The following is an 18,056-nucleotide window of genomic DNA, read 5'->3' as shown; positions in this document are numbered from 1 at the left end:
CGGCCCGTCAGCCGCGAGCGTTGGCCGGGCTGGTCGGGGTGGCGTCCCCGTCTCGCGGAGTGCCGATCGCGGCCAGCAACTCGTCGGCGACCTCCAGCGCTAGCCGGCGGCGCTCGGAGTCGGTGATGCCCGGCGCCCGTACGGCGAACCAGCTCGTGTGCACGGCGAAGAGGGACAGCGCGGCGCGGAGTTGGGCGGCGGGGGAGTCGTCGCCGCGGCAGAGCGCGTTGGCGAGCTGCATCATCCGGCCGCGCATCTGCTGGCCGGAGGAGAGGCTCTTGAGCACGGTCTGGTTCTGCTCGAAGAAGCGCATCACCGAGGGCATGTCGCCGCCGAACATCGTGTCGGCGTAGCGGGAGATCAGCGTGCGCCGAGTCTCCAGGGTCGCCGGCTGTGACTCGCCCCAGGTGGTCAGCGCGTCCATCTGGTCGAGCCGATCCTCCACGAAGCTGGCGACGATGTCGTCCTTGCTCTTGAAGTGGTAGTAGAGCGCGGCCTTTGTGACGTTGAGGCGTTCGGCGATCTCCCGTAGCGAGGTCTTCTCGTACCCCTGCTCGGTGAAGAGCTCCAACGCGACGGCCTTGATCCGCTCCCGGGTGCCGCCTGTGCTCTCCCTCACCCACGCCCTCCAATTCGTTTGACCGCGTGCCGGTATCCAACTTACCGTGCGGCTAGTAAGGTGACTAGCCGGGCGGCAAGTAAGTACGACAAACCTCGGGGGGAGCTTACCCATGACTCAGGCAACCCAGGCCGACGTGCGACCCAATGTACGGGTCGTGCTGTTCGGGCTGATGATCGCGATGATGCTCGCGATGCTCGACAACATGATCGTCAGCACCGCGCTGCCGCGGATCGTCGGCGAGTTCGGCGGCCTCAACCACTTCACCTGGGTGGTCACCGCGTACGTCCTGGGTACCACCGTCTCCACCCCGATCTGGGGCAAGCTCGGTGACCTCTACGGCCGCAAGTCGGTCTTCCTGACCTCGGTCGTCATCTTCCTCGTCGGCTCGGCCCTCTGCGGCATGGCCGGCTCCGGGATCTTCGGCGGGCCCGAGGACGGCATGGTGCAGCTCATCGCCTTCCGGGCCGTGCAGGGCCTGGGCGCGGGCGGCCTGATGGTCGGCGTCATGGCGATCATCGGCGACCTGGTCCCGCCCCGCGAGCGCGGGCGCTACCAGGGCATGATCGCCGGCATCATGGCCATCGCCATGGTGGCCGGCCCGCTGGTCGGTGGCTTCATCACCGACAACCTCTCCTGGCGGTGGGCGTTCTACGTCAACCTGCCGCTGGGTGGCATCGCGCTGCTCGTGCTCATCACCACCATGCACCTGCCGAAGTACCGGACCGAGCACCGGATCGACTGGCTCGGCGCCGGGCTGCTCTCGGTGGGCATCACCGCGATCGTCCTGATCACCACGTGGGGCGGCAACGAGTACGACTGGACCTCGCCGCAGATCTTCGGCCTCGCCGCGTTGGCGCTGGTGACGCTTGTGGCGTTCGGCCTGGTGGAGCGTCGGGTCCCGGAGCCGATCCTGCCGTTGACGCTCTTCGCCAACCGCAACTTCGCGCTGATCTCGGTGGTCGGCTTCCTGCTCGGCTTCGCGATGTTCGGCGCCATGAACTTCCTGCCGCTGTACCAGCAGACCGTCCAGGGGGCCTCGGCCACCAACAGCGGTCTGCTGCTGCTGCCACTGATGTTCGGCATGCTCGTCGTCTCGCTCGCCGTCGGCCGGGCGATCACCAAGAACGGCAAGTACCGCGCGTACCCGATCGTCGGTGGTGTGGTGATGGCCGGCGGCATGGCCCTGCTGTCCATGCTCGACACCAACACCAGCAAGCTGACGTCCTCGCTCTACATGGTCGTGCTCGGCGTCGGCATGGGCTTCCTCATGCAGACCTCGATGCTGATCGCGCAGAACAGCGTGGAGCAGAAGGACCTGGGCGCGGCGAGTGGCGCGGCCACGTTCTTCCGGTCGATCGGCGGCTCGTTCGGCATCTCGCTGTTCGGCGCGATCTTCGCCAACCGGCTGGCCGACTCCGCCGCCGGCGCGGCCTTCGGCGGCGAGTCCAGCGGCGGTGGGATGGACCTGGAGAAGCTCAAGCAGCTCCCCGCCCAGGCGCAGGAGCTGGTCCTCAGCGGCCTGGCCGACGCGATCTCGCACGTGTTCCTCTGGGCCGTGCTGTTCACCGTGGCGATCCCGGTGCTCGCCTGGTTCATCAAGGAGATCCCGCTGCGCACCGCCAACGAGGCGCCGGCGCAGGCGACACCGGAGGAAGACGCCGAGGTCGCCCTCGGCAAGGCCCCGGTCGCCTGATCCTCCCCCGAAGAAGCGCCCCGCCGATCCTCGGCGGGGCGCTTCTCGCGTGTGCGCGGAACACTCAGCGTCGGTGGGTCAGGCGCTGCCAGAGACGGCGTAGCGGGTTGCGGGGGCGGGGAAGGCGGGGGGCCCGCTCACCGAGCATCCGGGTGGCCAGGGCCGTGGTGACCGGATCGACGGCCGGGGCGGCCAGCGCGAGGTGGGCCAGCGAGGTCGCGATCGGCACCGGCCGCGTCTGGGCCACCGTCGCCACGTCGGCCAACCGCTCCGCCACCACCCGGGCCACGTCCGACCGCGCCTCCGGGTCCACCCAGGCGGCGGTGACCAGGGCGAACAGCGCCGCCTCGGTGACCCAGTCCTCCACGCCCCAGACCAGGTCGAGCAGCACCTGTCGTCTCGTCGAGCCGTCCCAGGGCTCGTCGGTGCGCTGGTGCAGCAGCCCCAGGCAGGCCCACACCTGAACGGCGCGTACCCAGATCGACGGATCCTGCGCGGCCAGCAACCGGCCCAGCGCGTTGGCCGGCGCGGCGGGCGGACGCACCAGCAACCCGAGCAGGTCGTCCACGTCGAGACCGGCCAGACCGACCGCCGCGTCGTAGGCGGCGGGTGGGTGCGGCCACGCCGGTTGGGCCACCTGACCGATCCGCTCGACCGCCACCGCCGAGGGCCCGGGAAGCGCCGGCGTCGGCAGGTGCCCCGTGAAGGTCCAGAGCCGCCGTGCGGAGGCGCGCCGGGGCTCGCGCGGGTCCGGCTCGACCGCGCCCGCCACCTCGATGTGCAGCCCAGGCGCCACGGACGTCACCGTCCGCAGTGCGCTCGGTGGGGCTGCCGCCGTGAGGTGTACGACACCGCCGATGCCGTTGTCGTCGTCGGCGACCGCCTGGCGCAGCGCGTCCAGCAGGGGCCCGCCGGCCGGCGTCAGTTGCCCGAGCCAGGGCCGCGCCCGACAGCACTGGGCCAGGTCGCCGTGCTCGTGACTGTCGTCCGGGTGGTCACGGATGAAGTCGGCGAGCGCGACCAGGTGGGACACGTCGCCGTCGCGCAGGTGCCGCAGGCGGTGCGTCGTGTGCACCGCGCAGTCGAACGTCGGGTCCCGGGCCAGCGCCCGCTCGGTCCACTCCAGCGCGTCGTCGAGCCGGCCGATGTCGGCCAGGGTGCCGGCGATGTCGGCATAGACGGCCAGGTCGTCGGGGTCCAGATCGACTGCCCGGTACAGGGCCGCGAGGGCGTCGCGGGTCCGTCCCGCGCTGCGGTACGCGTACCCGAGCCAGACCTCGCCCATCTTCGACGGCTGGCTCCGTACCCCTCGGCTGGCCCAGCGGATCGCCAGCGTGACCTCGCCGAGACGCCGGGCCAGCGCGGACGCCGCGCCCAGCAGCGTCCCGTTCTCCGGATGGACGGTGACAGCGTTGCGGGCCAGCGTGAGGTACGGCGTGAGGGCGGCCCGGCCGGCGCGCGGCACCGGGTCGCCGAGCGCCGCGCAGACCTGCATGAGGACGCGGGCCAGGCGGCCCGGGTCCAGCCGTTCGGCCAGTTCGGGAGCGGTCACCCAGGGCACGCCCGCCCACTCGGCGCCCGGCGCGTGGCCGGTCGCGGCGGCGAGCAGTTCCAGCCCTTCGGCGGGGCGGCCGGCGGCGGCCAGTAGGTGGGCACGGGCGACGACCGCGCCCACGAAGGTGTGGTGGTTGATCGGAAAGAGGTCGAGGCCTCCTCCGTCGGCCGCGGCGAGGTGGGCAAGCGTCTCGTGCACCTCGGGCAGGGTGGGCGCTCGTGCCAACGCGCCAGCGAGGTGGCGGGCGGCGTGGTGCAGGTCACCCTCGCCCAGTGCCAGCCGGGCCAGGGCCAGCTCCTCCGTCGCGGAGAGCGCGGGGTTGTCCCTTCCCTCGGGCACGGTGTCCTCTCGTCGCAGTTTCTCGGCGGGGCCAGCGTAGTTGATATTGAGATGATCAAGTGATCAACTGCGCACTACTGCTCGAATAATTGCTCTGGCCAGCAGAAGGGTGCAAGACTGAGCAGGAAACGCGCGGCAATCGCGCAGGAGGGGAGTGTCCGTGTCACGTGCAGGGTCGGGAATGGCCGCCGACATCGACGAGCAGCCGGCCGGTTACGCGCGCCTGCTCGACACCGCCAACGCGGCGGCGATCGCCCGGGTGGCCGCCGTCGTCGCCGAGCGTCGACCACGGCACGTCGTCTTCACCGCCCGGGGTACCTCCGACCACGCCGCCCTCTACGGGGCATACCTGACCGAGATCCGGCTCGGCCTGCCCGCCGGGCTCGCCTCGCCGAGCGTGGTCACCCTCTTCGGCGCACGCCCCGACCTGTCCGACGCCCTCGTCGTCGGGGTCAGCCAGAGCGGTGGCTCGCCCGACCTGGCCGAGGTGCTGCGCGCCGCGCGGGCCTCCGGCGCGCTCACCCTCGCGGTGACCAACGCCCCCGACTCCCCGCTTGTCGAGACGGCCGAGCTGAGCATCGACATCGCCGCCGGCCACGAGCGCGCGGTGGCGGCGACGAAGACGTACACCGCCGAGCTGCTCGCCCTGCTGATGCTGGTGGAGGGCATCCGGGCCGGCGACGGCGTACTCCCCACGGCCGAGAGCGAGGCGCTCGCCGCGCTGCCCGACCTGGCCGCCCGCACCCTCGCCGACGACACCCCGGCCCAACTCGCGCCGCGATACCGCTTCGCCCGCCAACTCGTCACCACCGGCCGGGGGTACGCCTACCCGACCGCCCGCGAGGCGGCGCTGAAGCTGATGGAGACCTCGTACCTGCCGGCGCTCGCCTTCTCCGGCGCCGACCTGCTGCACGGCCCGCTCGCGATGACCGATCCGGAGGTCCCGGTCCTCGCCGTGGTCGGCTCCGGCCCCGGCGGCCGGTCGATGGGCGAGGTGCTGCCCCGGCTCGGCGAGCGCCGCGCCGACGTGGTGGTGGTCGGCTCCGCCGACGTGCCGGGCACCGCGCGGCTCGCCGTCCCCGAGGTCGACGAGCGGTACGCCCCGCTGCTGGACATCCTGCCGTTGCAGCGCCTGGCGCTGGCGTTGGCGCTCACCCGCGGCGAGGACCCGGACGCGCCGCGCGGCCTGAAGAAGGTCACCGCGACGATGTGAGGCGCGGCGCGGCGTGGCACCCTGGTCACCGTGTCCACGCTGCGCGACCTCGCCGAGGAGCACACCCACCTCCGTCCGGCCGACATCGACCACCTGCACCGGATCGCCGGTGACTGGCAGTTGCTCTCCGACCTGTCCTTCGCCGACCTGCTGCTCTGGGTGCCGGTCGACGCCGAGGGCACGTTCCTCTGCGTCGCCCAGGTGCGCCCCACCACCGCGCCGACCGCGTACCAGGACGACCAGGTGGGCCGCATCATCGGCGGCTCGGAGGTGGCCCACCTGGCGGTCGCCTACTCCCAGGGGCGGATCTGGCGCGAAGGAGACCCGGTCTGGTACGGCGACGTGCCCGCCCGGCACGAGGCGATCCCGGTCCGGCTGCGCACCGCCGACGGCGAGGCCGGCGAGGTGATCGCCGTGGTCGGCCGGGACACCAACCTCTCCACCGCGCGAACGCCCAGCCAGCTCGAACTCAACTACCTGACCACGGCCGACGACCTCGCCCAGATGATCGCGGACGGCACCTTCCCGCCGCCCCGGCACCCGGGCGAGACAACGTCCGCGCCCCGCGTCGGTGACGGCCTGGTACGCCTCGACGCCGGGGGCAAGGTCACCTACGCGAGCCCGAACGCCCAGTCGGCGTACCGGCGGTTGGGTTACGCCTCGCACCTGGTGGGTGAGGACCTGGCGGCGTTGCACCGCCGACTGGCCGGCGACCCGCTCGACGGCACCGAGGCGGCGACCGGGATCCTGGCCGCGCTGCGGGGCGAGGCCCCGCCCCGCCGGGAGATCGACGCGCGCGGGGCCACGATGCTCACCCGGGCGCTGCCGTTGATGCCCGCCGGCGTACCGATCGGCGCGCTGGTGCTGGTGCGGGACATCACCGAGGTCCGCCGCCGGGATCGGGCGCTGATCACCAAGGACGCCACCATCCGGGAGATCCACCACCGGGTCAAGAACAACCTTCAGACGGTGGCCGCGTTGCTGCGGTTGCAGGCCCGCCGGGTGTCCATGCCGGAGGCCCGGGTGGCCCTGGAGGAGTCCGTCCGCCGGGTCGCCTCGATCGCCCTCGTGCACGAGACGCTGTCGATGTCGAGCGACGAGGCGGTCGAGTTCGACGGCATCGTCGACCGGGTCGCCAGCGCGGCGACCGAGGTCGCGGCGACCGAGGTGAGCGTCGGGATGCGCCGCCAGGGCAGCTTCGGGGTACTGCCGGCCGAGATCGCCACGTCGCTGGTGATGGTGCTCAACGAACTGCTGCTCAATGCCGTCGAGCACGGCTTCCCACCGGCGGACGAGGCGGAGGAGCCAGCCGTGAGCGCAGCTGCCTCGGGCCTGGTGCCGGTGGCCGCACCCGAGGTCGATCCGTCGCTGCGACCCGAGGTGGTCGTCTCGGCGCACCGGTTCCGCAAGATGCTGCACGTCTCGGTGACCGACAACGGACGCGGGCTGCCGCCCGAGTTCGACGCCGAACGTGGCAGCCGACTCGGCCTCCAGATCGTCCGGGCACTGGTCACGGGGGAGTTGCGCGGCACCATCGAGCTGCGCGCGGGCGTCAACGGAGGCACCGAGGCGTTGCTGGTCGTCCCCCTGGGCCGCAGCGCCTCGGACGGCCGCTCCCAGGGCTGAGCTGTCCGCTGCCCGCGGGCCCTTGCGGGGAGCGGATATGTGAATGAGCGTGATGCCGGTGAGTCATCAAGATGACTCACCGGCATCACGCTCATCGCAGTGGGCCGGCCACGCCTCGTGGGCGATGAGGCCGTCAGCCGACGCCGCGGGGGTCCGCCCGCCTCCTGCTCGGTCGGGCCCACGGTCGACCTCGCCGGCGAGCGAGCAGGCCGACGGTCGACGCGCGGGTCCGCGCGGTGGGCCGGTCGGTCAGCGGCTGGTCAGCAGGGCGACGGTCAGGCCGGGGCGCTGCCAGACCTGGGCGACGGTGAACTGCGCGCGCAGCGCGTCGCCTTTGGCGTCCGGCACGGCGGCCAGCGGCTCGGCGTGCCGCCCGGCAACCACGAGCCAGACCCGTGCCGTGCCGGCCAGGCACTGCGCCGGTCGCGGGCACTCGGCGGCCCAGAGATCGCCCCGGGCGACCTCGTCCTCGGTGACGAGCACGTCCCGTGGCGGGTCGTCGAGGTGGTATTCGATGCCCAGATCGAGGAAGAGCCAACTGTGCCGGGGGGAGTAGACCACGGCGTCCCCGGGGCGCTGGCCGTCGGCGATCACCCGGGCGACGCCCGCGTAGTCCACCGGCGCGCTGCGCGGCCACTCGTGGGTCCGCCGCAACGCGGCCTGGTCGGGGAGGCCGAGAAGCCCGGCCAGGACCACCACGGCGAGTGCGGCCGGCGCGGGCACCGACGCCAGCGCCGCGCCGGCCAGCAGGCAGGCGAACGGCACCACGAACACCAGGTAGCGGGGCACCCACAGCGGTACGACCGCCCCGGCCACGAAGAGCAGCAGGACCGGCAGCAGCACCGCGCTCAGCGGTAGCAGGGCGCGCCGTCGGAGTCGGGCCGCGCCGAGCGCCGCCACCCCGACCAGCAGGCCGCCCACCACGCTGCTCTGGGCCACGCCGCCCGGCAGCGCGCTCAGGTCGTCCGGCCGTGCCAGGCCGACCCAGTTCAACTGCTCGGAGCGTTGCGCGCGGGCATGCAGCAGCAGCGGTGTCACCACCAGCGCGACCGGCACCAGCGCGACCGCCCACCGCCACACCCGCCGATCCCGACCGCCGGTCGCGGCGATGCCGGCCACCCCGGGACCACCCCACCAGGTGACCAGCACGACCAGCGCGTGCGCGGCCAGCAGGGTGAGCGCGACCAGGTGGGTGAGCCCGAGCGCGGCCACGGCGACGCCGTACCCGGTCCAGCGGGCCCACCCCGGCCGGCGCAGCGCGGCCACCAGCAACAGGGTGGCGAGTACCGCGAGGGCGGTGGCCAGGGCGTACGGGCGGGCCTCCTGCCCGTACCGGGAGGTGCTGGGCAGCACCGCGAACAGCAGCCCGGCGAGCAGACCGCCGCGCCGGTCGACGAGGTGCGCCCCGAGCACGGCCAGCAGCCCCGCGGCGACGGTCATGGCCAGCGCGGCAGGCACCCGCAGGGCGACCGTGGAGTCGCCGACGACCAGGACCCAGACGTGCATGAACAGGTAGTACGGTCCGGTGGCGGCGTCGATGGTCCCGGCCAGTCGGGCGAGTTCCTCCGGCGACCGGGTGGCGGCGCTCCAGGTCGCCAGCTCGTCGCGCCAGAGCTGCGCCGAACCGATCCCGGTCAGCGTGACCGCCAGGGTCAGCAGCGCCGGAAGAAGCCAGACCGGCACGCCCCGCGCGACCCCGATCGACTTCCCGGACCATCCGTCCACAGCCCCGAGCCTGCCACGCCGCCAAGGCCCTCGGGCCCACCCCGCGAAGTGCCGCGAGTTGGCTGGCCCGTGATGTGGGATGCCGCACGTGGACATTGGCCGGGCCCTACCCGGTGTGGCAGCATGGGCGCATGACCGCCGCTGTCGTCCGCCGCTTCGTGGCTCGTCGCCACGTCGACTACGGCCGCGTGCGCAGCGCCATCTGTCCGGCTCACTGACGACGCCCGACCAATCTGTCTCGGGCGCGCTCCGCGCCGGCTGTCTGAAGACACCGTTGTCCCGCCCGCTTCGTCGGGCCGGCCGTCGCGCCCCGCGCGTGCCCCGAGGCACAGCAGACAACGGAGGACGCCGCGATGGCGGTCAGCAGCATCCCGGCCCGGCCCGAGGACCCGACGGCCCGGCCCGCCCGGCCGCCGCGCCGGCCCCGGGGCGAGGGCCAGTGGGCGCTCGGGCACCGTGAGCCGCTCAACCCCAACGAGCGGATCAAGAAGGACGACGACCCGCTCAACGTTCGGGCCCGGATCGAGAACATCTACGCGCACCGTGGCTTCGCCTCCATCGACCCGCAGGACCTGCGCGGCCGGTTCCGCTGGTGGGGCCTCTACACCCAGCGCAAGGCGGGCATCGACGGCGGGCGCACCGCCGTGCTGGAGCCGCACGAGCTGGAGGACGAGTTCTTCATGCTCCGCGTCCGCATCGACGGCGGCCAGCTCAGCCTGGCCCAGTTGCGGGTCATCGCGGACATCTCCCGGGAGTTCGCCCGGGACACCGCCGACATCACCGACCGGCAGAACATCCAGTACCACTGGATCCGCGTCGAGGACATGCCGGAGATCTGGCGTCGGCTCGAATCGGTCGGCCTGCAGACCACCGAGGCGTGCGGCGACTGCCCGCGCATCGTGCTCGGCAGCCCGGTCGCCGGGGTGGCCCGCGACGAGCTGCTCGACCCGACCCCGGCGGTCGACGAGATCGTTGCCCGGTACGTGGGTGACAAGCAGTACTCCAACCTGCCCCGCAAGTTCAAGACGTCGATCTCCTGGCTGGTCGACACCCCGTACGAGTCGAACGACATCGCGTTCCTCGGTGTCGACCACCCCGAGCACGGCCCCGGCTTCGACGTCTGGGTCGGTGGCGGCCTCTCCACCAACCCGATGCTCGCCCAGCGGCTCGGCGTCTGGGTGCCGCTGGCCGAGGTACCGGACGTCTGGGCCGGCGTGGTCGGCATCTTCCGTGACTACGGCTACCGCCGGCTGCGTAACCGGGCCCGGCTGAAGTTCCTGGTCGCGGACTGGGGCGTCGAGCGCTTCCGCGAGGTCCTGGAGAAGGACTACCTCGGTCGTACGCTGCTCGACGGCCCCGCGCCGACCCTGCCGTCGAAGCCGATCGACCACGTGGGTGTGCACGAGCAGGCCGATGGGCGGAACTACGTGGGTGCTGCCCCGGTGGTCGGGCGGGTCTCCGGCGCGCAGCTCAGCCAACTGGCCGACGTGGTCGAGGCGCACGGCAGCGACCGGGTGCGGCTCACTCCGTACCAGAAGCTGCTGGTGCTCGACGTGCCGACGGCGCGGACGGAGTCGCTCGTCGACGCGCTCCGCGGCATCGGCCTGGAGGCCCGGCCGTCGGCGTGGCGTCGCGGCACGATGGCGTGCACCGGCATCGAGTACTGCAAGCTCGCCATCGTCGAGACCAAGGCTCGCGGTGAGGAGCTGGTGGCCCGGCTGGAGCAGCGGCTGCGCGACTTCGACGCGGACATCTCGATCCACATCAACGGCTGCCCGAACGCCTGCGCCCGCACCCAGGTCGCCGACATCGGCCTCAAGGGTCAGCTGGTGGTCGGCCCGGACGGCCGGCAGGTGGAGGGCTTCCAGGTGCACCTGGGCGGCGGCCTCGGCATGGCCCAGGGGCAGACCGCCGGTTTCGGCCGCAAGCTGCGAGGCCTGAAGACCACCGCCGAGGAGCTTCCCGAGTACGTGGAACGGCTGGCCCGCCGCTACCTGGCCGGGCGGAACGAGGGCGAGACGTTCGCCAACTGGGTGATCAGAGTCGACGAGGAGGAACTGCGGTGAGCAGCGAGAACCGAGCGGCACCCCTGTACTGCCCGTACTGCGGCGAGGAGGACCTGCGGCCGCACGAGGCGGGGCACGGCGCCTGGGAGTGCCACGCCTGCGCCCGGGTCTTCTCGGTGAAGTTCACCGGGCTGCTCTCCCGGACGGTGACCCGATGAGCCTCGTCTCCGCAGCAAGCCTGCGCCTGGTCGGCCCGGGTGGTCCGAAGCCTGCCGACCCGTCCCTGCGCAGTCCGGACGAGCTGCGCGTGCTGGCCGAGGACGCCGGTCGGGAGCTGGAGGGCGCTCCCGCGCTGGAGATCGCCCGCTGGGCGGCGCAGACCTTCGGCGACCGGTTCTGCGTCACCAGTTCGATGGCCGACGCCGTCCTGGCCCACCTGGTGTCCCGGGTCGCCCCGGGCGTGGACGTGGTCTTCCTCGACACCGGTCTGCACTTCCCCGAGACGCTCCGCGTACGCGACGAGGTCGCCCGTACGCTGCCGGTGAACGTCCGGTCGATCCGACCCCGGCTCACCGTGGGGCAGCAGGACGGCCAGTACGGTCCGCGACTGTTCAACAAGTCGCCGGACGACTGCTGCCAGTTGCGCAAGGTGGAGCCGTTGGAGCGGGCCCTGTCCGGGTACGACGCCTGGGCCGCCGGTCTGCGTCGGGACGAGTCGCCGACCCGGGCCAACACGCCGGTGGTGACGTTCGACGCGCGGCGCGGCAAGGTCAAGGTCAACCCGATCGCGGCCTGGTCGCAGGGGGACGTGGACGCCTACATCGCCCGCTGGAACGTGCCGGTCAACGAGCTGTTCAAGCAGGGGTACGGCTCGATCGGCTGCTGGCCGTGCACCCGCCGGACGAAGGCCGGCGAGGATCCGCGCGCTGGCCGCTGGGCCATGTTCGAGAAGACCGAGTGCGGGCTGCACGTCTGACCTCGTCGTCGACGACCCCGACCGGCCCCGGTGCGGCCGGCGGGGCGGTCCCGGTGGTGCTGGTGGCGCACGGCAGCCGGGATCCACGAGCCGCCGAGGCCACCCGGGCGCTGGCCCGGGCGGTGTCGGCGGCCCGGCCCGGCCTGTCGGTGTGGGCGAGCTGGCTGGACCACACCGAGCCGGGGCCGACCGAGGTGCTGCGCACGCTGGTCCAGGCGGGGCACCGGCGTGCGGTGGTGGTGCCGCTACTGCTGACCGCCGCGTACCACCGTCGGGTGGACATCCCGGCGGCGGTGACCGCCGCGACGACGGCCGGAGCAGCGCTGACGGTACGGGTGACCGACGTGCTCGGCCCGGCGGACGGGACGGTGACGCCGGCCCTGCTGGCGGGGCTGCGTCGTCGGCTCGGGGAGGTCGCGCCGGGGCGCTTCGACGCCCTGGTGCTGGCCGCCGCGGGCACCCGGGACGCGCGTGCGCGCGGTTCCGTGGGCCGGGTGGCCGATGCGCTCGGCGTTGAGTTCGGGGTGCCCTGCCGGGTGTCGTACGCCTCGGCGGCCCCGCCGGCGACGGGTGTGGCGGTGACGCGGCTGCGGGCGGGGGGCGCGCGTCGGGTCGCGGTGTCCGCGTACTTTCTCGCGCCGGGCCTGTTCCACGACGCGGTGACCGCCTCGGCGCGGGCGGCCGGCGCGGTGGCGGTGGCGGCCCCGTTGACGGATGCGCCCGAGTTGGCAGAGCTGGTGCTGAGCCGGGTCGACGAGCCGGCCTGACCGCTCGTCCGACCCGGTCGGTTTTGGACAGCAGTACGCCCCGGCAGGCGGACCTGCCGGGGCGTACTGCTGTGTCGTTGGGAGATCAGGCGGAGTGAGCGCGCAGCACCCGGAGGCCGCCGCGCCGCTTGACAGCGCGCCGCTCCTCCTCGCTCATCCCGCCCCAGACGCCGGCGTCCTGACCCGACTCGAGCGCCCACTGAAGGCACTGGTCGGTGACGGAGCAGCGCCGGCAGACGGCCTTGGCCTGCTCGACCTGAAGGAGAGCCGGTCCGGACGTCCCAATCGGGAAGAACAGCTCCGGGTCCTCGTCGCGGCAGACAGCATGGTGACGCCAGTCCATGGCGGCAACACTCCTCATTCTGGATGGGTGGCAATTTATTGCGGGTCGTGCTTTTCCTATATGCATCCGCAGTGCCTATGGTGACCGTTCGCGTCTGACCATTCGGCAGTGCGTGAGCAGGCAGTCAGCCCCGGGGACCTGCTGGAACAGCTCAACCTGACGAGCATATCCAGGCAATGTCCCGGTAACTCAAGTTCGCTTGTGAATACTTTCACGAACGCTCGCGATGTCAAGGGTGACGCTCGGAAAAACTCCGCGCGGTGAGCAAGCCCACAACCCATTTGTCCGGGTTCCAGTGCCTTCCTGGTTACCCGCCGTGCCACAGTCGAGGATCAATATAGTACAGTCCGCGTGACATTGCTGACATTTCCGGCACCTGCCCCTCGGTGTGGCGGCGCCTGCCGAAGCGGTTGCGGCGCCGCGTCGACCAAGGGCAGTACCCGAGACCTAGCAGATTACTCTCAGTGCGGCCGGAATGGAGGTGAATCTGACCTTCTCCCGCTCGCCAAGATAGTCACCGTCGAGCTGGAACGCCTGCGGGCGGCTGGAGACCAGCGTGAACTCCGCAGTGTCATGGAGGCGTAACACCTGACGTCCGTTCGGATCTGGCTGCCGACCCATGAATTGGGTGACTGTCCGTGTTGTGCTAGCCACCCGGAGCTGTCGCAGTGCCAGCACGTCGAGGCCGAGGTCGAACGACGCCTCCGGATTCGGGTTGACCTCCCGATCACCCAGGTACGTCCACGGGGCGGTGTTCTGGATGATGACGGTGGCCAGCTCGCCCTCCGACTCCTCACCCGGTCGCTCCAGACTGATCGCCGGATGCCGCCGGTCCGAGGCGAAGAAGTACTGGCTCATGATCGAGCGGAAGTAGAGCCCGGGCGTCGAGACCCGCCCCTTGCGCCGGGCCTGCTCCACCCGGTGGATGACGGCGGCGTCCAGCCCGAACCCGGCGCAGAAGGTGAAGTAGCGGTCGTCGGCGCGGCCCAGCCCGACCGTGCGCTGCCGGCCCAGGCGCAGCCCTTCCAGGATCATGCTGGTGGCGTCCGGCCACTCCCGGGGCAGACCCAACGCGCGGGCGAAGACGTTCGTGGAACCGCCCGGGACGGTGGCCAGCGCCGGCAGTCGCTGGGCCATCGACGCGTCACCGACACCGGCCGGCGGCTCGGCCGTCATCAGGCCGTTCACCACCTCGTTCACGGTGCCGTCACCACCCAGGGTGACGACGAGATCGACGCCCTCCGCGGCGGCCTCCCGGGCCAACGCCATGGCGTGCCCCCGGCGGCGGGTGTAGCGCACACTGAGGTCGACTTCGCTGCGCAGCGCACGGACAAGCACGTCTCGGCTGCGTTCGCTGGTGGTGGTGGCCTTCGGATTGACCACCAGGACGGCCCGCATGGGCGGCACTGTACCTCTCGGTAGCACGGGTATCGTGGCGCGCGTGACCATCGACTCGGCCCGGATTCCCGGCACGCTTCGCTGGGCGGTGCGGCTGCTGTGGGCGGAGGCGGTCGCCGTCGGGCTGATCGCGGTCTGGTTGCTCTGGGCCGACCTGACCGCCGCCACCACCGATCTCGCGTCGGCGTTGCTGGTGACCGCCTTCGCCGTCGGGGCGGCCGTCGCGCTGTGGGCGCTGGGCCGCGCGCTGCTGCGCCGCCGGGCCGGCGCACGGGCCCCCGCGATCGTCCTTCAGCTGATGCTGCTGCCGATCGGCTGGTTCATGATCCAGGGCGGGCTGGGCTGGCTGGGCATTCCGCTGATGGCGCTCGGCCTGGGCGTCGGCTGGCTGCTCGTCAGCCCGCCCACGACGAAGGCCCTCGGCTTCGAGTGACGTCGACCGGCGGGCGCGGCTGAGCCCGTCGCGGCACGCTGACGTGCACGGTGGCCCCGCCCGCGACGCCGCGCCGCCTGAGCCTCGCGGCCCGGCACGGCGGAGCGTTGCCGGTCAGTAGCCGCCGGAGCGGCGGGTCAGCAACGAGATGGTCGCCCGGCCGTCGGTGGCCGTGGCGGACGCCGACGTGGTCAGCGCGGTGAGCACCTTCCAGGCGAAGGACGACTCGGCGGGCAGCGTGGCGCCGCGGACGGTCGGCACGGTCACCTCGACGGTCAGCGCGTCGTTGGTGACAGCGAACCGACACTCCAACTCGGCGTCACGGGTGGCGATGGCGAGCAGCATGGCGCACGCCTCGTCGACCGCGATCCGCAGATCCTCGATCTCGTCGAGCGCGAACTGCAGCCGGGCCGCGAGGCCTGCGGTGGCGGTACGGAGCACGCCGAGGTAACCGCCGTCGGCGGGCACCGTGAGGTGCACCACGTCGTCGTCGGTCGTTGGCTGGCCGGTCAGTTGAGTCACGCTCATCCCCCCGGTCGGGGACTCTACCCGGTCAGTCGCCCGGGCGCGTGTCGGCGGCCTCCGCCTGAGCGGCCAGATCGCGTAGGGCGTCACCGCTGAGCCGGTACGGGACCCACTCGTTCATCTGCTGGGCGCCGATCGAGGCGTAGAAGCCGGCGGCCGGATTCCACTCGATCATCCACCACTCCAGCCGGCGGTAACCCCGACGTACGCAGATGTCGGCCAGCGTGGCGAGCAGTAGGCGGCCCGCGCCGGTGCCCCGGGCCGCCGGGGAGACGTACAGGTCCTCCAGGTAGATGCCGTGCACGCCGGCCCAGGTGGAGAAGTTGAGGAACCACAGGGCGAAGCCGACCGGCGCGTCGTGCTCGTCGACCGCGACGTGACCGAAGAGGGCCGGAGCGGTGGTGAACAGCGCCGAGGTGAGCTGTTCCTCGGTGAGGTGACACTGCTCGGGAGCGCGTTCGTACGCCGCCAGTTCGTGCACCATGGCGACGACGGCCGGTACGTCCGCGGGACGTACCGGCCGGATCGTCGGGGTGACCGGGTTGGTCACGCCTTCTTGGTCTCCCAGAAGATCTTCGCGATCTCGTCGATCTTCGCGAGGAGCTGGTCGGCCGTGGCCGGGTCGAGGCTGCCCTTGACGCCGCTGGCGCCGGCGAGCTTGGTGGCCTCGTTGAACAGGGTGTGCAGGTTCGGGTACTTCTCGAAGTGCGGCGCCTTGAAGTAGTCGGTCCAGAGCACCCACAGGTGGTGCTTGACCAGCTCGGCGCGCTGCTCCTTGATGATGACCGCCCGGGTGCGGAACTCCGGGTCGGTGTTCGCCTGGTACTTCTCGCAGATCATTTTGACCGATTCGGCCTCGATCCGGGCCTGGGCCGGGTCGTAGACGCCGCACGGCAGGTCGCAGTGAGCGCTCGCGGTGACGCGGGGCGCAAGGATGCGCGGAAGTCGCATCGGGATCCTCCATGGGAAGTTTGCGATGATCAAAGGCGACATTACTCCTGGGAATGCTCCCCGAACCGGGTGGAGGTGAAACCGGTGCGCGCCGATCACCCGGGTGAGCCGCCTCGTTTGCGCGGCCCGCTGACGGCGGTCGCGGTGGCCGGCCCGTCCATGGCGCCGACGCTGCGGCACGGCGACGCGGTGCTGGTCCGCTCGGGCGGGCGTCCCATCCGGCCCGGCGACGTGGTGGTCGCGGTCTTCCGAACACGGCCGGAACTGCTGGTCGTCAAGCGGGCGGTCCGGCCCCAGGATGGCGGCTGGTGGCTGCGCGGTGACAACGAGTTGATCACCGACGACTCCCGGGCGTACGGCGTGGCCGACGTACGCGGCCGGGTGGTGGCTCGCTACTGGCCGCGCCCCGGACGGGTGCCTCGTCGGGATATATGACCCTGCTCACATCCGAGGGGCAGGGTCGACACTATGCTCGGAAAGTGCCGGGTGACCCCCCGCGCCGCGTGCCATCGCTCGCCGCCCACCTCGCGGCCGGGCCCGCCGCCTCACATCTGCTCGACAGATCCTGGAGTCACCGCCATGTCTTCATCCACCGTGGACCCCGCTGATCCCGTCTTCCAACTGCACGTCGGCGGCAAGATGGCCGTCGCCTCGACGGTGCCGCTCACCAGCCGCGAGGACCTCTCCCTGGCGTACACCCCGGGGGTGGCCCGGGTGTGCGAGGCGATCGCCGCCGACCCCGCCCTGGCCGACGAGTACACCTGGGCGTCGCACGCTGTCGCGGTGGTGACCGACGGCTCGGCCGTGTTGGGGCTCGGCAACATCGGCCCGCGCGCCGCCCTGCCGGTGATGGAGGGCAAGGCGGTGCTGTTCAAGCAGTTCGCCGGGGTGGACGCGGTGCCGATCTGCCTGGACACCCAGGATGTGGACGAGATCGTCGCGGTGGTGCGGGCGCTGGCCCCCTCGTTCGGCGGGATCAACCTGGAGGACATCAGCGCGCCGCGCTGCTTCGAGATCGAGCGTCGCCTCGACGAGGCGCTGGACATCCCGGTCTTCCACGACGACCAGCACGGCACCGCCATCGTGGTGCTCGCGGCGCTGCGTAACGCCGCCACCCTGCTCAACCGCAAGCTCGGCGACCTGCGGGTCGCGGTGAGCGGCGCGGGCGCGGCCGGGGTGGCCGTGACGAAGATGCTCATCGCCGGTGGCGTCAACCCCGACCAGGTCGTCGTCTGCGACTCGAAGGGGATCATCGGCCGGCACCGCACCGAGCTGACCGGTGGCAAGGCCGAGTTGGCGGCGAGCACCAACGCGGACGGCCGCCACGGCGACATCACCGAGGCGCTGCGCGACGCGGACGTGCTGATCGGCGTCTCCGGAGGCGAGATCCCGGAGGCCGCCATCGCCGGTATGGCACCCGGTGGGATCGTGTTCGCGCTGGCCAATCCCACCCCGGAGGTGCACCCGGAGGTGGCCGCCCGGCACGTCGCGGTGGTCGCCACGGGCCGCAGCGACTACCCCAACCAGATCAACAACGTGCTGGCGTTCCCCGGGGTGTTCCGGGGCGCGCTGGACGCCGGCGCCACCCGGATCACCGACGCGATGAAGGTCGCCGCGGCGGACGCCATCGCCGGGGTGGTGGCCGAGTCGCTGACTCCCGAGGCGATCGTCCCGTCGCCGCTGGACCCGCGTGTCGCTCCGGCCGTCGCCGAGGCGGTGGCCGAGGCCGCCCGCCGTGACGGCGTGGCCCGGCGGTGACCGGAACGCCGTGACCGGCGTGGTGACCGGAACGCCGTGACCGGCGTGGTGACCGGAACGCCGTGACCGGCGTGGTGACCGCGACGGCGTGACCGGCGTGCGGCGTGGCCCGGCGGCCGGCCCTTC

18 protein-coding genes are annotated in these 18,056 nt (G+C 72.2%); 10 read left to right on the top strand and 8 right to left on the bottom strand.

Going from position 1 to position 18,056, the window contains the following annotated elements:
- Nucleotides 1–7 precede the first annotated feature (7 nt).
- Nucleotides 8–619: a helix-turn-helix domain-containing protein gene (locus AB0B55_RS29855; RefSeq protein WP_357125864.1), complete on the bottom strand. Its 612-nt coding sequence runs from the start codon at nt 617–619 to the stop codon at nt 8–10.
- A gap of 112 nt (nt 620–731) precedes the next feature.
- On the opposite strand from AB0B55_RS29855, the gene AB0B55_RS29850 reads away from it, so the two are divergent.
- Nucleotides 732–2,315, top strand: coding sequence for an MDR family MFS transporter (locus AB0B55_RS29850; RefSeq protein ID WP_357125861.1), 1,584 nt, complete (start codon nt 732–734; stop codon nt 2,313–2,315).
- A gap of 64 nt (nt 2,316–2,379) precedes the next feature.
- On the opposite strand, the gene AB0B55_RS29845 is transcribed toward AB0B55_RS29850, so the two are convergent.
- Nucleotides 2,380–4,209 carry a tetratricopeptide repeat protein gene (locus AB0B55_RS29845; RefSeq protein ID WP_357125857.1) on the bottom strand — a complete coding sequence of 610 codons (1,830 nt, stop codon included), beginning with the start codon at nt 4,207–4,209 and terminating at the stop codon, nt 2,380–2,382.
- A 181-nt stretch (nt 4,210–4,390) separates the two neighbouring features.
- Between AB0B55_RS29845 and AB0B55_RS29840 the strand changes: the two genes are divergently transcribed.
- Entirely contained in the window at nt 4,391–5,422 is a 1,032-nt protein-coding gene (locus AB0B55_RS29840) for an SIS domain-containing protein (RefSeq protein ID WP_357126547.1), read from the top strand.
- Nucleotides 5,423–5,452: 30 nt separating this feature from the next.
- On the top strand, nt 5,453–7,048 hold the full coding sequence (locus tag AB0B55_RS29835; protein ID WP_357125854.1) for a histidine kinase N-terminal domain-containing protein: 1,596 nt from the start codon (nt 5,453–5,455) through the stop codon (nt 7,046–7,048).
- Between the two features lie 249 nt (nt 7,049–7,297).
- On the opposite strand, the gene AB0B55_RS29830 is transcribed toward AB0B55_RS29835, so the two are convergent.
- Nucleotides 7,298–8,749, bottom strand: a complete 1,452-nt coding sequence (locus AB0B55_RS29830; protein ID WP_357175442.1) for a glycosyltransferase family 39 protein — start codon at nt 8,747–8,749, stop codon at nt 7,298–7,300.
- Nucleotides 8,750–9,126: 377 nt separating this feature from the next.
- Here AB0B55_RS29830 and AB0B55_RS29825 point away from each other — a divergent pair, with 377 nt between their 5' ends.
- From AB0B55_RS29825 to AB0B55_RS29810, 4 genes are read left to right on the top strand one after another with little or no spacing between them, the layout of a single operon-like run.
- Nucleotides 9,127–10,839, top strand: a complete 1,713-nt coding sequence (locus tag AB0B55_RS29825) for a nitrite/sulfite reductase (RefSeq protein ID WP_357175330.1) — start codon at nt 9,127–9,129, stop codon at nt 10,837–10,839.
- Nucleotides 10,836–10,997 (top strand): hypothetical protein, encoded by a 162-nt coding sequence (locus AB0B55_RS29820; RefSeq protein WP_355050529.1) that lies wholly within the window; start codon nt 10,836–10,838, stop codon nt 10,995–10,997. Before AB0B55_RS29825 ends, AB0B55_RS29820 begins: the two co-directional genes overlap by 4 nt.
- Nucleotides 10,994–11,755: a phosphoadenylyl-sulfate reductase gene (locus tag AB0B55_RS29815; protein WP_357125848.1), complete on the top strand. Its 762-nt coding sequence runs from the start codon at nt 10,994–10,996 to the stop codon at nt 11,753–11,755. Before AB0B55_RS29820 ends, AB0B55_RS29815 begins: the two co-directional genes overlap by 4 nt.
- Nucleotides 11,752–12,522, top strand: a complete 771-nt coding sequence (locus tag AB0B55_RS29810) for a CbiX/SirB N-terminal domain-containing protein (protein ID WP_357175439.1) — start codon at nt 11,752–11,754, stop codon at nt 12,520–12,522. The genes AB0B55_RS29815 and AB0B55_RS29810 overlap by 4 nt, the downstream gene beginning before the upstream one ends.
- Before the next feature lie 85 nt (nt 12,523–12,607).
- Here the strand turns inward: AB0B55_RS29810 and AB0B55_RS29805 are convergent, their stop codons facing one another.
- Nucleotides 12,608–12,865, bottom strand: a complete 258-nt coding sequence (locus AB0B55_RS29805) for a WhiB family transcriptional regulator (RefSeq protein WP_007072794.1) — start codon at nt 12,863–12,865, stop codon at nt 12,608–12,610.
- Between the two features lie 447 nt (nt 12,866–13,312).
- Nucleotides 13,313–14,263 (bottom strand): diacylglycerol kinase family protein, encoded by a 951-nt coding sequence (locus tag AB0B55_RS29800; protein ID WP_357125844.1) that lies wholly within the window; start codon nt 14,261–14,263, stop codon nt 13,313–13,315.
- A gap of 43 nt (nt 14,264–14,306) precedes the next feature.
- Between AB0B55_RS29800 and AB0B55_RS29795 the strand changes: the two genes are divergently transcribed.
- Entirely contained in the window at nt 14,307–14,696 is a 390-nt protein-coding gene (locus AB0B55_RS29795; protein WP_357125841.1) for a hypothetical protein, read from the top strand.
- Between the two features lie 114 nt (nt 14,697–14,810).
- Here AB0B55_RS29795 and AB0B55_RS29790 read toward each other — a convergent pair whose 3' ends face one another.
- From AB0B55_RS29790 to sodN, 3 genes are read right to left on the bottom strand one after another with little or no spacing between them, the layout of a single operon-like run.
- Nucleotides 14,811–15,218, bottom strand: coding sequence for an ATP-binding protein (locus AB0B55_RS29790; protein WP_357126538.1), 408 nt, complete (start codon nt 15,216–15,218; stop codon nt 14,811–14,813).
- A gap of 31 nt (nt 15,219–15,249) precedes the next feature.
- Nucleotides 15,250–15,771, bottom strand: coding sequence for a GNAT family N-acetyltransferase (locus AB0B55_RS29785; protein ID WP_357125838.1), 522 nt, complete (start codon nt 15,769–15,771; stop codon nt 15,250–15,252).
- A complete protein-coding gene (gene sodN / locus AB0B55_RS29780; RefSeq protein WP_355050524.1) occupies nt 15,768–16,172 on the bottom strand; it encodes a superoxide dismutase, Ni in 405 nt (134 codons plus the stop codon). Before sodN ends, AB0B55_RS29785 begins: the two co-directional genes overlap by 4 nt.
- A gap of 84 nt (nt 16,173–16,256) precedes the next feature.
- Here sodN and AB0B55_RS29775 point away from each other — a divergent pair, with 84 nt between their 5' ends.
- The gene (locus AB0B55_RS29775; protein ID WP_357125834.1) at nt 16,257–16,607 is read left to right on the top strand and encodes a S24/S26 family peptidase; all 351 of its coding nucleotides are present in this window, start codon (nt 16,257–16,259) and stop codon (nt 16,605–16,607) included.
- Nucleotides 16,608–16,751: 144 nt separating this feature from the next.
- Nucleotides 16,752–17,930 carry an NADP-dependent malic enzyme gene (locus AB0B55_RS29770; RefSeq protein WP_357175327.1) on the top strand — a complete coding sequence of 393 codons (1,179 nt, stop codon included), beginning with the start codon at nt 16,752–16,754 and terminating at the stop codon, nt 17,928–17,930.
- Nucleotides 17,931–18,056 lie beyond the last annotated feature (126 nt).

The organism is Micromonospora sp. NPDC049107, from assembly GCF_040648595.1.
Classification (GTDB): Bacteria; Actinomycetota; Actinomycetes; order Mycobacteriales; family Micromonosporaceae; genus Micromonospora.
The sequence above is the reverse complement of the archived record's forward strand: the minus strand, read 5'-3'. Positions and strand labels throughout refer to the sequence as shown.

Excerpts from the sequence above, each read along its gene's own strand:
- AB0B55_RS29850 (WP_357125861.1), top strand. The coding sequence starts at position 732 with ATGACTCAGGCAACCCAGGCCGACGTGCGACCCAATGTACGGGTCGTG.
- AB0B55_RS29840 (WP_357126547.1), top strand. The coding sequence starts at position 4,391 with ATGGCCGCCGACATCGACGAGCAGCCGGCCGGTTACGCGCGCCTGCTC.
- AB0B55_RS29825 (WP_357175330.1), top strand. The coding sequence starts at position 9,127 with ATGGCGGTCAGCAGCATCCCGGCCCGGCCCGAGGACCCGACGGCCCGG.
- AB0B55_RS29815 (WP_357125848.1), top strand. The coding sequence starts at position 10,994 with ATGAGCCTCGTCTCCGCAGCAAGCCTGCGCCTGGTCGGCCCGGGTGGT.
- AB0B55_RS29805 (WP_007072794.1), bottom strand. The coding sequence starts at position 12,865 with ATGGACTGGCGTCACCATGCTGTCTGCCGCGACGAGGACCCGGAGCTG.
- AB0B55_RS29800 (WP_357125844.1), bottom strand. The coding sequence starts at position 14,263 with ATGCGGGCCGTCCTGGTGGTCAATCCGAAGGCCACCACCACCAGCGAA.
- sodN (WP_355050524.1), bottom strand. The coding sequence starts at position 16,172 with ATGCGACTTCCGCGCATCCTTGCGCCCCGCGTCACCGCGAGCGCTCAC.
- AB0B55_RS29770 (WP_357175327.1), top strand. The coding sequence starts at position 16,752 with ATGTCTTCATCCACCGTGGACCCCGCTGATCCCGTCTTCCAACTGCAC.